This is a genomic window from Streptomyces sp. HmicA12 (genome assembly GCF_000373565.1).
In the GTDB taxonomy this organism is placed as follows: Bacteria; Actinomycetota; Actinomycetes; order Streptomycetales; family Streptomycetaceae; genus Streptomyces.
On record NZ_KB891804.1, the window covers coordinates 187987 to 202751 of the forward strand.

At 73.0% G+C, this 14765-nt stretch carries 12 protein-coding genes; 3 read left to right on the plus strand and 9 right to left on the minus strand.

The window, feature by feature from the left end; translation table 11 throughout:
- The first annotated feature begins 83 nt into the window (after positions 1 to 83).
- The gene (locus B072_RS0114180; RefSeq protein ID WP_018530618.1) at positions 84 to 1739 is read left to right on the plus strand and encodes a fused response regulator/phosphatase; all 1656 of its coding nucleotides are present in this window, start codon (positions 84 to 86) and stop codon (positions 1737 to 1739) included.
- Here the strand turns inward: B072_RS0114180 and B072_RS0114185 are convergent.
- A complete protein-coding gene (locus B072_RS0114185; protein WP_043243978.1) occupies positions 1702 to 2226 on the minus strand; it encodes a GNAT family N-acetyltransferase in 525 nt (174 codons plus the stop codon). The two genes, B072_RS0114180 and B072_RS0114185, sit on opposite strands and share 38 nt — an antisense overlap.
- 59 nt (positions 2227 to 2285) lie before the next feature.
- On the opposite strand from B072_RS0114185, the gene B072_RS0114190 reads away from it, so the two are divergent.
- A complete protein-coding gene (locus B072_RS0114190) occupies positions 2286 to 2636 on the plus strand; it encodes a 5-carboxymethyl-2-hydroxymuconate Delta-isomerase (protein WP_018530620.1) in 351 nt (116 codons plus the stop codon).
- A 27-nt stretch (positions 2637 to 2663) separates the two neighbouring features.
- On the opposite strand, the gene B072_RS0114195 is transcribed toward B072_RS0114190, so the two are convergent.
- The 5 genes from B072_RS0114195 to B072_RS0114215 form a co-directional block, all read right to left on the minus strand.
- Positions 2664 to 3356 carry a TetR/AcrR family transcriptional regulator gene (locus B072_RS0114195; RefSeq protein ID WP_078506424.1) on the minus strand — a complete coding sequence of 231 codons (693 nt, stop codon included), beginning with the start codon at positions 3354 to 3356 and terminating at the stop codon, positions 2664 to 2666.
- Between the two features lie 57 nt (positions 3357 to 3413).
- Positions 3414 to 4493, minus strand: a complete 1080-nt coding sequence (locus B072_RS0114200; protein ID WP_018530622.1) for a PDR/VanB family oxidoreductase — start codon at positions 4491 to 4493, stop codon at positions 3414 to 3416.
- Complete coding sequence (locus B072_RS0114205; protein ID WP_026245810.1) at positions 4490 to 5371, minus strand: metal-dependent hydrolase; 882 nt, start codon at positions 5369 to 5371, stop codon at positions 4490 to 4492. The genes B072_RS0114200 and B072_RS0114205 overlap by 4 nt, the downstream gene beginning before the upstream one ends.
- Positions 5372 to 5459: 88 nt before the next feature.
- Positions 5460 to 7346, minus strand: coding sequence for a hypothetical protein (locus B072_RS0114210; RefSeq protein WP_018530624.1), 1887 nt, complete (start codon positions 7344 to 7346; stop codon positions 5460 to 5462).
- A gap of 70 nt (positions 7347 to 7416) precedes the next feature.
- Positions 7417 to 10524, minus strand: a complete 3108-nt coding sequence (locus B072_RS0114215) for an alpha-N-acetylglucosaminidase (RefSeq protein ID WP_018530625.1) — start codon at positions 10522 to 10524, stop codon at positions 7417 to 7419.
- 128 nt (positions 10525 to 10652) lie between these two features.
- Here B072_RS0114215 and B072_RS0114220 point away from each other — a divergent pair, with 128 nt between their 5' ends.
- Positions 10653 to 11099, plus strand: coding sequence for a hypothetical protein (locus B072_RS0114220; RefSeq protein ID WP_018530626.1), 447 nt, complete (start codon positions 10653 to 10655; stop codon positions 11097 to 11099).
- A 29-nt stretch (positions 11100 to 11128) separates the two neighbouring features.
- On the opposite strand, the gene B072_RS0114225 is transcribed toward B072_RS0114220, so the two are convergent.
- The 3 genes from B072_RS0114225 to B072_RS0114235 all read right to left on the minus strand — a co-directional run bounded on the left by B072_RS0114225 (position 11129) and on the right by B072_RS0114235 (position 14716).
- Positions 11129 to 12658 (minus strand): DUF1996 domain-containing protein, encoded by a 1530-nt coding sequence (locus B072_RS0114225; RefSeq protein WP_026245812.1) that lies wholly within the window; start codon positions 12656 to 12658, stop codon positions 11129 to 11131.
- A gap of 157 nt (positions 12659 to 12815) precedes the next feature.
- On the minus strand, positions 12816 to 13466 hold the full coding sequence (locus B072_RS0114230) for a response regulator transcription factor (protein ID WP_026245813.1): 651 nt from the start codon (positions 13464 to 13466) through the stop codon (positions 12816 to 12818).
- Complete coding sequence (locus B072_RS0114235) at positions 13451 to 14716, minus strand: sensor histidine kinase (protein ID WP_018530629.1); 1266 nt, start codon at positions 14714 to 14716, stop codon at positions 13451 to 13453. Before B072_RS0114235 ends, B072_RS0114230 begins: the two co-directional genes overlap by 16 nt.
- Positions 14717 to 14765 lie beyond the last annotated feature (49 nt).

The window sequence follows — 14765 nt, forward strand, 5'->3', positions numbered from 1 at the left end:
GCCGACATGCCCCTTGCGGGCGGCGGTAGCTTGGTGGGGCGGGCCGAGGGGGCCCGCAGGTTCGCCGCAAGGGGGTGTTGTGCGTGAACGCCACCGCCCTGGAGACGCGGCCGGAAGGCGGCCCTGAAGGCAGCACGGTCCTGGTGGTCGACGACACCGCCGCGAACCGCTACGCGCTGAGTGCCGTCCTCACCCGCGCCGGACACGTGGTCGTGCCCGTCGCCTCCGCGGGCGAGGCCCTCGTGGAGCTGGACGTCCGGCTGCGGACCGGCAGCCTGCCCGACGTGGTCCTCGTCGACGTGGGCCTGCCCGATCTCAGCGGCTACGAACTGTGCCGCAGGGTCAAGGCGTTGCCCTCCCTCGCCGGTATCCCCGTCGTCCACTTCTCCGCCCGTCCCGCGGCCCCCGTCGACCGCTGCCAGGCGCTCGACGCGGGCGGCGAGGCCTATCTGACGGTGCCCGCCGAGCCGGAGGAGATCCGCGCGGTGGTCCGGGCCGCCCTGCGCGGCGCCCGTGAACTCACCCATGTCCAGCACCAGTTCACCCGCCTCACCCTGCTCTCCGAGGCCGTCGTCGAGGTGCAGGGCGCCCGCTGCCTCGGCGAGCTGGCCTCCACCGCGGCCGACGCGACGTCCCGGCTCACCGGGCACACCGCCGCCGTGTTCGTCCTCGGCGACGAGGGTGACGTGCACTGCGGCCTGTCCCGGCGCGCCCCGCAGGCCCCGCACCCCGGGGTGCCCGCGCCCCGCGACGAGGAGCGGGCCGCCGCGCTGGTCCGGCGCGTGATGTGCGCCCGGGGTGGCGTCCGCTCCACCGTCGTGCCCGGATCGCTGTGGCCCGAGGCGTACTTCGGGCCCGGTGACGTCCGGCTCGTCCTCGCCCGCAGCCGCGACGGCCTTCCGGTGTGCCTGGCCACGCCCGCCTACGCCGACGGGGCCGGGCGGATCGGCTCGCTCGTCGCCCAGCTGGCCCGGGCCACCGCGCTCGCCGCCGAACCCCTCCTCAGGTACGAGCAGGAGCGTCACGTGGCCCTCACCCTGCAACGCAGCTTCCTGCCCGCCCAGTTGCCCCACATGCCGGGCGTCGAGGTCGCCTTCCGCTACGAGCCGGCGTCCCAACAGGCCGAGATCGGCGGGGACTTCTACGCCGCGCTGCCCACCCCGGCCGGGATCCTCGTCGGCATCGGCGACGTCGTGGGGCACTCCCTCGAAGCGGCCACCGTGATGGTCGAGATCCGGCACGCGCTGCGCGCCTACAGCATCGAGGACCCGTGCCCCGGCCACCTGGTGACCCGCATCGACCGGATGCTCCAGCACTACCACCCGGAGACCACGGCGACCCTGTGCCTGGCCCTCGTCGACCCGGACACCGGCCGCACCCTCGTGGCGAACGCGGGTCACATCCCGCCGCTGATCGTGCCCGACCGCGGCGTGCCGTACTACGCGAAGGCGGCGGGCCCGCTGCTCGGCCTCGGTCTGCCGCACCCCGAGCCGAGCGCGCTCGACGTCGGCGTCGGCGACCGGCTGCTCATGGTCACCGACGGGCTCGTCGAGACCCGCGGCACCGACCTGGCGATCTCCCTGGAACAGCTGCGCGGCGCCGCGGCCGTCGCCCCGGCCGCGCCCGACGGCCTGTGCGACACGCTCATGTCGTGCTTCGGCCAGGACCGGGCCGACGACATCGCCCTCCTCGCCCTGCGGCTCAGCCCGGAGCCTTCGACGCCAGATCCTTCTCCATGAGCGTCACGGCATAGCTGCTGCCGCCGGAGCCCGCCTTGAAGGGCTGCTCGCCCACGACCGCGTAACCACGGCCCTCGTAGTAGACGCGCAGCCGCGGGTTGCTCGCCACGCAGTCGAGCCGGCAGTGCGACCGGCCGCTGTCCGTGATCCGCCGCTCGACGTGCGCGAGGAGCTCCCCACCGGTGCCGGCCGGTGCGCCGCGGCGCACCATCAGCCGGTGCACGTAACCGGCGACGGGCGGCTGCACGCCCCACGCGGGTTCGTCCTCCCACCACAGCTCGTACGCGCCGACGGCCTCGCCCCGCAGCTCCGCGAGCCACACCTCGCCCTCCTTGATCCGCAGCCGGAAGTGGTCCGCGTCCTTCTCGCCGGGCTTCCACTGGTCGATGCCCCGGTCGATCATCCAGCGGGCCGCGCCGTCGTACAGCGCCACGAGCGTGTCCAGGTCGTCGGTGTCCGCTCTGCGGAACGCGAGTTGTGCCGTCATGCCGATCACCGTAAAGGTGTGGGGCCAGCACATCCGCACGTCACCCCACCGGAGGCCTCATGCCGAACATCACCGTCGACCACTCCGCCGGCCTCGACGACCGGATCGACCGGGCCGGGCTCGCGGGCGCCGTGCACCAGGCCTGTGTCGAGACCGTGGCCGCGCGCACCGCGGCCTGCAAGACCCGGTTCCGCCGCGCGGACGAGACGGTCGTCGGCGACGGCGCCGAGGACGCGCAGGTCGTCCACCTCGAGATCGCCCTCCTCGCGGGCCGCACACAGGAGGCGAAGACGGCACTGGCGGAGGCCGTACTCGCCCTGCTGCCCGAGCACATCAAGAACCCGGAGGGCTGCCACCTGTCGGTGGAGGTCCGGGACCTGGAGCCGGCGTACAAGTCGGCGCGGGGCTAGGAGCGCCCCGTCCGGGGCGCTGCCCGTTCAGACCGGAGCCAGCGCGGAGAGCCGCCCGATCAACTCGGCGAACGGACCGTCCGCAGGCTCCCCCGAGAGAAGGCGGCGCAACAGCGCCGCCATCTCGGAGTCGTACGCGGCGCTCACCGCGGCCAGCGCCGCGAAGTCGTGCACCAGCTGACGCTCCAGCTCCCCGCGGGGAATCCGTCGTCCGTCCAGCCAGATCAGCGCCGTCGACTCGGCGAGCGAGATCCAGGACCGGACGACGAGTTCCAGGCGCGGGGACGGGGTCACGATCCCCAGGTGCGCCAGGATCTGGACGTACGCGGCCTGCCGCACGGAGTCGATCAGCGCGTTCGTCGCCGAGGAGCCGACGGCCGGGCCGCCGCGCATCAGCGCCGAGAAACCGGGCCCGTGCTCGTCCACGAAGTCGAAGAACCGGCCCATCACGCGCAGCAGCCGCGCGCCGAGCGGCCCCTCCCGCGGCTCCTCGAACCGCTCCGCCAGATCCTCGGCGGCCCGCTTCAACGCGGCCTCGTACAGGCTGAGTTTGCCGGGGAAGTAGTGGTAGACCAGCGGCCGCGAGATGCCCGCGGCGGCCGCTATCTCGTCGATGGAGACGTCGTCGGGGGAGCGGTGGCTGAACAGTTCGAGGGCGACCCCGATCAACTGCCGCCGCCGCTCCTCGACTCCCATCCTGCGCCGCACCCCGGTAGTCATGCCGAACACTCTACCGAGCGGATCAGGGCGCTCCCTTACGCGGTCGCCACGGGGTCGCTACAGGTCGAGCACGAGGCGCTCACCGCGGGTCCGCGAGACGCAGATGAGCATCGAGTCGTCCCGCTCGGCGTCGGTGAGGAGCTCGTCGCGGTGGTCGATCTCCCCTTCCAGGACGCGCTGTTGGCAGGTTCCGCAGAAGCCCTGTTCGCAGGAGTACGAGACGCCGGGCACCGCGGCGCGCACCGCCGCGAGCACCGTGGTGCCGGCCGGGACGTCGACGACCTTGCCGCTGCGCCGCAGCTCGACCTCGAACGGTCCGTCGCCGTCCGCGGAGTTCCGGGGCGCGAACCGCTCCAGGTGCAGGGCGCGGCCCTCGGGCAGCGCCGCCTCCACGGCCGCCATCAGACCCTCGGGCCCGCAGCAGTACACGGCCGTGCCGGGCGCGGTGTCCGCGAGCGCGGCGGCGAGGTCCGGCAGTCCGGCCTCGTCCTCGGGCACGACGGTGACCCGCTCGGACCGCTCCCCGGCGAGCTTCACCACGTCCTCCAGGAACGGCATCGAGGCCCGCGTCCGGCCCCCGTACAGCAGCTTCCACGCGGCACCCCGTGCCTCGGCGGCCCGCAGCATCGGCAGGATCGGGGTGAGTCCGATGCCTCCCGCGACGAAGAGGTAGGACGGCGCGTCGGCGTCCAGCGGGAAGCGGTTGCGCGGCCCGCGCACCTCCACCTCCGCGCCCTCCAGCAGCTGCTCGTGCACCTCGCGCGAGCCGCCGCGCCCGCCCTCGCCCTCCGGGATCAGCCGGGTGGCGACGGTGTACGAGGACGTGTCCTCCGGGTCGCCGCACAGCGAGTACTGCCGTACGAGACCGGAGGGCAGCACCAGATCGAGGTGGGCGCCCGGCTGCCAGGCGGGCAACCGCTCGCCCTCCAGGCGGAGTTGGACCACTCCGTCGGCTATCTGCTCGTGCCGGGTGATGAGCAGGCGCAGCGCGCGGGCCCGCGGCCGCCCCGAGACCGGCTCCTCCAGGGCGGGCAGCGGCCACAGCGGCGAACCCTGGATCCTGCGGCGCAGCGCGCGGCGGACGACGAGCGCGGCGCCCGCGACGACGGCGGCCCGGGTGAGCGTACGGGCCTTCATCGGGCCGCCCCCGTCCGGGCCTCGGCCGCGGTCGCCGCCGGGGACGAGGCGAGATAGGCGACGGCCTGCGCGGTGTCGCCCTCCTGCTCCGGGTGGTAACTCCGGCTCAGATAGCGGGGGATGGACCGCACCATCGCCCCGGTCGAGGGCAGCACGCCCTGCTTGCCGCCCCGGTGGAAGTCCTTGAAGCTCGCCTTGCCGTCGACCAGCGTCGGATCGTTCTCCATGAAGAACCGCGCGCCGCGCTGCCACAGGAAGACGAGCGCCGTGAAGGCGGTGGCCCAGGTGCGTACGCGCCGCCGGTAGCTGCCGTCGAGGTGCTCGAACAGCTCGAAGGCCACCGAGCGGTGCTCGACCTCCTCCGCGCCGTGCCAGCGCAGCAGGTCGAGCATGGTCGGATCGGCGCCGCGCCGGTCCAGCTCGTCGGCGTTCAGCACCCAGTCCCCGAGGAACGCGGTGTAGTGCTCGATCGCCGCGATCAGCGCGACCCGCTCCATCAGCCACCACCGGCGCGCCTTGCCCGGCGGCAGCGTCCGGTCGCCGAGCAGCTTCTCGAAGAACCAGTCCACCTGGGCCGTGTACGGCGTCGGGTCGAGCCCCTGCTCGCGCAGGTGCGGCAGCACTTCGTCGTGCGCCTGCGAGTGCATGGCCTCCTGGCCGATGAACCCGATCACGTCCTCGCGCAGCCGGTCGTCCTCGATGAGGGGCAGGACCTGCTTGTAGACGTGCACGAACCAGCGCTCGCCCGCAGGCAGGAGCAGGTGCAGCACGTTGATGGTGTGCGTGGCGAACGGGTCGCCCGGGAGCCAGTGCAGCGGGGTCCTGTCCCAGGCGAAGGACACCTGGCGTGCCTTCAGCGTGACGCGCTTATTAGACATGGCGTCAATGTACTGACGGGTAGACGTGGCGGTACAGCCCCTTGCGGCGACTTTCTTTACTTGATCGTCAGTAATGCGAGGCCTCTCCTCATCGCAGCGTGGTGACCTGCTTGCCGCTCGCCGTGCCGCCCTTCAGGGACACCTTCGCGTCCCGCGCCACCTTCACCGCCAACAGGTTCCCCGCGCCGGTGGAACCCGCCGCCGTGACCGAGTTGACCTGCTTGCTGCCCGCCGCCACCAGGTACCAGGTGCCGGCCCGCGACTTCCAGCGGACGCCCGCGAGGACCACGGGGTCGCGGGAGCCGCACGCGGGGGAGGTCTCCGACTTCGCCGCGACGACCGAGGCGGCCGCGCCCGGGGTGCGGAACAGGGCGAGGGTGCGCGGGCTGCCGCCCTGCCAGGTCTCGGCGCGGGTGCACACCCACTCCGCCGTCCCGTTGGCCTCGGGGAGCGGCTGCCGCGCGTACGCCCAGGAGTTGACGGAGCGCACTCCGTGCGAGCGGGCCGCCGCCAGCGAGCAGGCGGTGGCCGACCAGTCGGCCGCCCTGGAGTCGCGGGGCGCGTCCGGGCGGCCCGAGGTGAGCTGTGCGGGGACGAGTTCGCCGAGGTCGGTGGTGAGCCGGGTGCCGGAGGAGTCGGTGAGCGCCAGCGCGTTCCACGACGTACAGCTCTCGGCGAGGGCCGGGCTGAGGAACGGGGAGGTGACGCCGTCGGACGTGCGGGTCAGCTTCAGCGGTGCCGCGTCCGGCTTCAGCAGGTCGCGGACCGAGGCGCCGGACACCCAAGGGGCCGTCAGATAGCGGACGTTGCCGTCGGAGCGGTCCAGGACGACGGCGCTCGCCTGCCCGGCGGTGGCCCCGTCGACGCGGGCGAAGTCGAGGGCGGCGCCGCTCGTGCCGTTCTTCGGTTCGGCGTAGCGGACGATGCGCAGGCCGTCGTAGAGGACGACGACACGGGCCTGGTCGACCTCGCCCGCGTAGAGCAGCTGCGCGGGCCCGGGCGGGGCGCCCGCCGGGGTGCCGGGCGTCGCCGAGACCTGCACGGACTCGCCCGGCCGCGCCCACACCGCGAGCGCGCGGCGCAGCAGCTCCGTGTCGCCGGTGAGATCGCCGCGCGCGGGCCACACCGAGAAGTCGGTGCGCGAGGAGGTCTGCCAGACGCCCGCGGCCACCCTCGTCAACTTGCTCGGATCCAGAGCCGCTTGACCCGCGGGGTTGCGCGCGTAAGGCGGTGCGGCCGCGCCGTCCGGGCCCCAGTCGTCGGCCGGCAGGCCGAGCAGCGCCCCGCACACGACGAGTGCCGCGACCGCCGCGAGGCCCGCCTTCGCGTGCTGGCGGCGGCGCATCAGGTCGGTGGGGCGGGCGTGCAGGGAACACGGGTCGAACTCGGGGGAGTTCAGGAGCGCGGGCTGCGACTCGACCCCCGCGGCCCGCACCAGCGCCGCCGCCGCGTCCTCCGGGGTGCAGCCCGCCGACGTCAGGGTCGTACTGATCGCCGTGTCGTCCAGGCGCTCCAGCCCGCGCAGCACGTACGCGGCGCGGGCCGGCCCGTCGAGCGCCGACAGCGCCTGGTCCAGGGCGAGTTCGTCGGCGCCGCCGGACTTCGGGAAGAGCCGGAGCCCCCGCACCTGCGGGAGCAGCGGCGGCAGCTGGGCCCGCTTCGGCCAGGCCGAGAGGCGCAGCGGCAGCCCCGCGTCCAGGGCGCTGCGCAGCACCCGCAGGCGTACGTAGGCGTAGCCCGGGTCGCCCGCCGTGCGCGCGGGTGCCGGCGCCGTCCGGCCGCGGGGCAGCGCCCGCTGGGTGACGGAGTGGGCGGTGAGCACCCGGCGGTTGCGGCCGAGGCCCGGCGGCAGCACCAGGTAGGCGAGGCGGACCAGGCGGGGGTAGTGCTCCACCAGGGCCGCCTCCGCCTGTTCGACGTCGATCACGTCGGCCGGGGCGGGTGCGCCGGGGGCCGGGGGCTTGGGTTGCTGCACCTTTGACTGCACGTTCAGCTGAACGAGCGAATCGTGCGATGGTCACAGGGGGCCCGCGCCCCCGCTCCGGCTACGTCAACCGCCAGCCACTGAACCCGACCGTGCCCCGCGCCCCGTTCCCGCCGTTCGTCGCGGTCATGAACAGGCCCGCGTCCTGCGTCGCCGCCGCCCCGGGCACCGGCACGGTGGCCACGGTCCGCCAGGTCGCGCCGTCGTCCGTGGAGCACTCCCCGGTGTACGAGCCGCCGGACCGGCTCAGCCGCAGCAGCACCGGCGCCTTGATCCCGGTGATGCGCTGGTACGTGTCCAGGGTGCCGTCGCCGTTCGTGTCGTAGGACAGGACGACCCCGTTCGACGGTGTGACCGACAGGTTCAGGAAGCCCAACGACCCCGGTGTGGCAAGGGAGTTGCGCACGATGACGCCCGCCCGCGCCCAGGCGCCCGTGACCGCCTGGCTGTCCACCCGCAGCACCACCGACGTGCCGTCCGTGAACGCGCCCTCGCGGTACGCCGTCCCGAACTCCGCCGTGCCCTTCCACAGGTCCGCGCCGCCGCCGTCGATGGCGAACCGGTCCGCCAACTGCCCGAAGACCGCGGCATTGTTGGTGTACGTCTTCCAGCCCGCGTCCAGCGGTCCGGCCTCGAAGAGCGTCCCCTTGTGGACGTACGTGACCCGTGGCTCGCCCGCCGGGCCGTACTGCACGTCGATCTCGTACGGCAGCGGCCGCAGCGGCTCGTCGAGCGGGGTGCCCGGTGCGCTCGCCCGCCACGCCACCGTGCCCTCGCCCGCCGGGGCGACGCTCCTGAGGTACGTGGCGCCCTCCGGCTCGGCGTCGATGCCCTTCAGCGCGAAGTCGACGCGGCCCGTCGCGCGCAGGCCGTTGACGTTGTGGAAGGTGGCGGCCACGCGCGCGTGCCCGTTCGGCGGGAACGCGGGCGGCTCCGCCGTGACCGTGACGGCCCCCTGGTACGGGGCCCGCGCGAGAGTGTCCCGGACGCGGTCCGCCGTCCGGTACGCGTCCCCGTACGGGCGCAGCGGGTAGTCCTTGCGCTCGCGCGTCCACGGCTCCTCGAACGCGAACCAGTCGACCGCCGCCGGGGCCCGCCCCGCCGCCAGCGCGTCCTGCAACTCGTCGAGCCACTTCTGCCAGCGCGGCAGATAGAAGTCGGCCATCAGGCCGTGCCACTCGCGGTTGCCGTACTCGTGCAGATTGCCCGGGTCGGACGTCGCACGGTCGCCCCACACCGTGATGAGGACCTTGGCGCAACGCTCGAACTCGGCGCGCTCGGCGTCGCTGGTGGCCAGGTTCCTGGCATCCTGGATCCACGGGCCGAGCAGGAACGCCGGGTGGGTCCCGGTCACGTCGTCCGACAGCCGCATCAGCTTCAGCCACAGGGTGGCGAGCGCCTTGAACGTGGCCTGGTCCTTGGCCGCGTACGCCGCCTTGAGCTGCGGCAGGAGCTGGCGGCTGCGGTGCGCGAGGGCCTGCCGGGCCACGTCCACGAGGTCGTACGTGTAGGCGGCGCTGCGTCTCAAGTCCCCTGCCACGCCCAGGAGTCCGGTGAGCGCGGCGTCGAAGCGGGCCGGGTCGTAGGTGAGGGCGCGCGGCGCGTAGTAGGCGGCGCGGTCGGCGGACAGGTCCGGGCGGGCGGCGAACAGCGAGTCGTGCGGGTCGGAGCGCTCCACGGCCTTCTGCTGGTACGCCGTCTCGTGCAGCGCCTGCCAGGCGGCCCGGGCGCTCTTGTCGTCGCGCCCGTAGCGGAAGCCGGCGTACCGCGCGAACCACGCCGCGCGATCCAAGTCGCCGTCCATCCAGGCCAGTTCGGACCACAGCTCGAAGGCGGCCGGGTCGCGGTCCGTGCCCTCCGGCATGAAGGCCGTGCCCGCGAGTGCGCTGCCCGGCTTGTCGCGCCAGGCGAAGAACTTCTCCTGCCAGATGTGCGCGCGGGCGCCGATCGTCGTGCGCCCGCCGAAGTTGGGGATGGTGCCGAACGCGTACGGCGTGCCGCCCCAGTCCTTCTCGCGGTCGGTGACGGACGTGTACCGGTCCGAGACCCCGTCGACGATCAGCATCTTCTGCTTGTCGATGGCGTCGATCAGCTCGGGCAGCGGGTTCGCCTCCCAGCCGAGGATCACCCAGGTCGCCCCCGGACGGTTCTTCCGCAGCGCCGCCTCCACGCCCCGCGCGGCATCCGGGACGGGCACGTCACCGGCCGTGCCGCCCTCGTGCAGCAGGTCCATCTTGAAGGCGTCGATCTCGCCGAACAGGTCCTTCTGATGCCCGTAGAACGAGGCGGCGACCCGGGCGAACGACTCCGTGCGCGGGTCCAGCCAGTCCGGCCGCCGGAAGCCGTGCCAGACGCCCTGCGGGACGACATGCGCGTCGCCGCCGTTGCGTTCCACGAAGCCCGCCGGTACGTGCCCGTAGTAGCCCGGCATCACCGGCTGCATGCCGAGCTCGCGCAGCCGGTCGGTGATCCGCAGGCCCAACTCGGCGCGCTTGGCGATCAGTTCGGGAGAGAGCGGGCCCCCGTACCCGTACAGGTTCTGCAGCAGCCACCACGGCTGGTGCGACGGTGCGGGCAGCCAGGCCCGCGACTCCTCGTCGCTATAGCCGAAGTCCTTCAGAACGCGGTGGTAGACGGCCTCCATGCCCGCGATGACGAGCACCTCGTTGCAGCCGTGCAGCGCGAGGATGTCCAGCTCGCGCTCCCAGTACGACCAGTCGGCGAACGGCGCCGTGTAGCCGTCGTTGGTGTCGTTGAGCGCGAAACGGTGCGGCAGCGACGTCGATCTCTCCAGCGGCCGGGACGGCGCCGGAAGCCGGTTCGGCAGCTCCAGCTGACTGCCGTTCCACGCGATGTGGGCCCCGCACACGTACTTCAGATACCAGTGGACCCCGGCGAGCAGGGTCGCCGGGGTCGTCCCGTACACCTCGATGCGGCCCCGTGTCCCGGACACCCGGAAACGGTCCGCGCCGCCCTGCGGGGCGAGCAGCCTGAGTCTGAACTGGTCCGCGTGATGCGGAAGTTGCCGTTTGAGCGCGGCGAGCGCCGCCGACGTATCAAGGGCCTGAGCGGCGTGTGCCGCCGGCGCGCCCAGGCTCACCCCCAGAGCCGAACCGAGGCCGACGGCACCCGCCGTGCCGATGACCGTGCGTCGCGTTGGCGCGGACATACGTGTAACCCCCTGCGTCGCGGATCGTGCGGCGCACGCTAACCGGGTGCAGGTCCGTGCTCAATGGAACACACGGAGCTGGCGGGAACACAACGGACCCTCGACCACGTACGGGACAGGAGAGCGCAATGAGGAAGCTGCTGGTGACGGGGGCCGTGCTGCTCGCGGCCACGGCCGGATGCACGTCCGGCGGGGCCGCCGACGACGGCCCGAAGATCCCCCGGACGGCCACCGGGACGCTGGAGCAGATCGCGCACAGGGCGGGCTGCGAACCCGACGTCCAGACCGACGCGGCCGAACTCCGGCAGGCCAACTGCGGCAGCGGGAAGGGACGGTACGTTCTCGCCACCTTCGCCACCGACCGCGGCCGCACCGAATGGCTGGACATCGCCGACGACTACGGCGGCACCTACCTCGTCGGCCGCAAATGGGTCGTGGTCGGCCCCGACCGGGTCGTGACACAGCTGCGCGGCCGGCTCGGCGGGACCGTGGAGCGGTCCTCCTCGCACCACACGGGGAGTGGTGGTGGGGGTCACGAGGAGGGGTCCGGCTCCGGGCACACGGGTCATCGCTGAGGCGGCCGCGCAGCAGCCATGAGGGGCGCTCAGTTGCAGCGGGCGCCCCGGTTGATGCAGCCCGTCATGCGCTGCATCAACTGATCGGAGAAGACATTGATGAAGTCGTCGTGGTCGGTGATCGGCTTGTGCAGCTGCTCGGGGAAGCCGTCCACCGCGTACGGGTTCTTCACCTGGCCGTTCTCGATGGTCGGGGCCGGCACGTCGTACACCAGGCGCATCGTCAGCTGCGGGATCGCCTTGAAGTTCGCCGGGCAGTTGCCCTGCGCGTCGGCGAACGTCACATGCGTGCGGTGGTTGGCGCTGTCGGCGTTCTGGCCGTCCCAGCAGCTCTGGAACTTGAAGCTGCGCACCACCTTGCTGCCGTCCGGGCAGAGCGGGTACTTGTCCGTCAGCTGCCGGTTCTCGAAGCCGGTGCAGCTCCAGTGCGCGTTGGCGTTCGCGGTGCCGTTGGTGAACGCCTTGGCGTCACCGGTGATGATCCGCAGGAACCTCGGCATCGCCACGACCTTGGCGCGCGGGCTGCCCACGAACTTGATGCTCGCCGTCTGCACCTGGAGGATCTTGCCCACGTTGCCCTCCTGGCCGCCTCCGAGCTGGTTCGCGTCGGCCTCCTGCGTGCCGTCCTGAAGGCGCAGCACCGGCCAGTAGTACGTCGACTTGTCGCCCTGGTTGCGACAGCTGGTGGCGGCGCCCGCGAAGGTGTCGTTGCTCGCGAAGGCGGTGTTGCTCTGGTTGCCGACGTAGTCGTGCATGTGGTGCGCGCCGTTGCTCACGCCGGGGGCGACGATCACGTTGTCGCTGTTGCGGAGCTTGTTGGCGTTGGTGCCGCACGAGGTGGTGAAGGTGCCGGTCGAGGCGCCACGGGCGTTGCGGACCCGCGGCACGTTCGGCTGGACCTCCGTGATGTCCTGGAAGTCCGCCGCCACGGGGCCCCCGGTGCCGCCCTGCGCCGGTGGCGGCGCGGGCGAGGCCGGGGCCGATACGCCGCCCGACGGGTCCGCGGACGGCACGGCGGACGGATCGGCGGACGGGTCTGTGGGCGGCGCGGGGGAGTCGTTGCCGCCGTTGTCGTCGGTGGCGCGCTGGCCGCACCCCGCCATCCCGTCGAGCCGCTGCTGCGGCGCGCTGCCGCCGGAGCGCCGGATGTTCTGGCCGATCCGGTCGAGGGCGGCGCCGCGCTTGGCCTTCAGCGGGCCGAGGATGCTGTTCTGGACCCAGTTCGGGTCCTGGGCGGCGGCGGCCCGGTTCTGGGCGAGGCGCTGGTACGCCTCGGTGATCTGGCTGTCCATGGCGGCGAGTTCGCCGTCCACGCGGCCGCGGGCGCTGTCCGGTACGTCGGGCAGCGCGGTGCCGACGTCCGGGCAGTCGATGGTGGTCGTGCGTGTCGCGGCGCCGCTGTTCGCGCTCCGCTGCCCGGTGTCCGCGGAGTTCTCTTCGTGAGCCTGCGCGTACACGTTCACCGCGATCAGCCCACCTCCGCCCAGGAGCAGTGCGGCCGACGCGATGGTCATACGCGTCGCCAGCGATGAGCGCCTTTTCCGTGAGGTGCGTCCCATGGGACTACGTACGCAACGAGTGCCGCCCGCGTTCAACCCCGCCCCGATTTTTGTGGGGCACCACCCCGGCGCGGGGGAGCGCTTCATCGGGCGGCCAGTGCAGCGCCGTTCGCGGGTGATCGCCCGGTGGGGCTTCTCGCGCAGTTCCCCGCGCCCCTTACAGGGCCCGGTCCAAGTAGGCCAGGACCGCCAGGACTCGGCGGTTGTCGTCGTCCGAGACGGAGAGGCCCAGCTTTCCGAAGATGTTGGACGTGTGCTTCGCGATCGCCCGCTCCGTGACCACGAGTTGCCCCGCGATCGCCGCGTTCGACCGGCCCTGCGCCATCAGCTCCAGCACCTCCAGCTCCCGGGGAGTGAGCCCGCCGAGCGGCTCCTGGACCGCCCGCCGCGCGAGGAGCTGCTGGATCACCTGAGGATCCATCGCGGTGCCGCCCGAGGCGACCCGCCGCACCGCGTCCACGAACTGCTCGGCGTCGAAGACCCGGTCCTTGAGCAGATAGCCGACCCCGCCGTTCCCGTCGGCGAGCAGCTCGCGCGCGTACAACTGCTCCACGTGCTGCGACAGCACGAGGACCGGAAGCCCGGGCCGCGCCCGCCGCGCCGCGAGCGCGCACTGCAGCCCCTCGTCGGTGTGCGAGGGCGGCAGACGGACGTCGACGACGGCGACGTCCGGGTCCAACTCGGCGAGCGCCTTGGTGAGTTCGGGCCCGCTCTCCACGGCTGCCGCGATCTCGAAGTCGTACGCCTCCAGCATCCGCACGAGCCCGTCCCGCAGCAGGAACAGGTCTTCGGCTAGGACAACACGCAAGGGATCTCCATGGTCACCATGGTCGGACCGCCCGCGGGGGAGCTGACGGCGAGGACACCGTCGAATGTACCGAGCCGGCGCTCGACCCCGCCGAGCCCGCCGTCGGCCGTGATGACCGCGCCGCCCTTGCCGTTGTCCGTGACGGAGATCCGCAGGTGGCCGTCGGTGTGCGTGATGTCGACCCAGATCCGGTCCGCGCCCGCGTGCTTCACCGCGTTCGTCAGGGCCTCGCTGACGGCGAAGTACGCGGCCGACTCCACGGGCGCCTCGGTCCGTACGGCCGGCTCGACCTCCACCTCCGTCGCGACGGGCAGCCGCAGCGCCAACGCCCGGACGGCATCGCCGAGGCCGCGCTCGGCGAGCACCGGCGGATGGATGCCGCGCACCAGGTCGCGCAGCTCGGTGAGGGCGTCGGCGGACGACTGCCGGGCCTGCGCGAGCAGCGCCTTGGCCTTCGCCGGATCCTTCTCGACCAGCGCCTCGATCGTGCCCAGGTCCATCCCCATCGCGACGAGCCGGGCCTGCGCCCCGTCGTGCAGATCGCGCTCGATGCGGCGCAGCTCGGCCGCGGAGGTGTCCACGGCGTCGCGCCGCGTCTCGGTCAACACCCTGACGCGCTCCTCCAGTTCGCCGCCGGGCGGGAGGAGAACGGCCCGCGTGAGAAGGAAGTGCACCCGCAGCAGCGCCGGCGCCAGGAACACTCCGGTGACCGCCAGCGCCGTCCCCAGCGCGGCGGCGAGCAGCGCGGTCCCCTGCCCCTTGATCGGCACGAACCCGTACCAGTAGCCGATGTGCGTCCCGTCCGTGAAGACCCGCCACAGGCCGGCCGCGATCACGTACCCCTCGATCGGGTAGAAGACCAGCGCCGCGGGCAGCAGCGCCGTCACGAACCCGGCCGTCATGTCGACCAGCAGCCAGCGCAGGTCCCGCCACGTCGCCGGATCACCGAGCATCAGCCGGCACCGTGCGACCTGCCCGACGACCCCGCCGCGCACATCGTCCGGAAACGGCCGGTACGTCGCCGGGATGCCCACCCCGCACCACTCGCCCGCGACGGCCCGGCGCCAGTTCGCCCAGTGCCGGACGAGGCCGAGCACCCAGGGCGTGGTCACGGCGCCGAACCCGAGCAGGATGAAGGCGATCGACAGCACCGACAGGACGAACAGGGTGATCGACCCGGCCAGACCGGCCGCGGCGACCCACAGCCCCCGCAGCCCCGCCCGCACGGCGCTCCGCACCCTCGCACCCATCACGCACTCCGTCCGTCCCGTCAGCCGTACACCTCACAGTGTGGCCGGT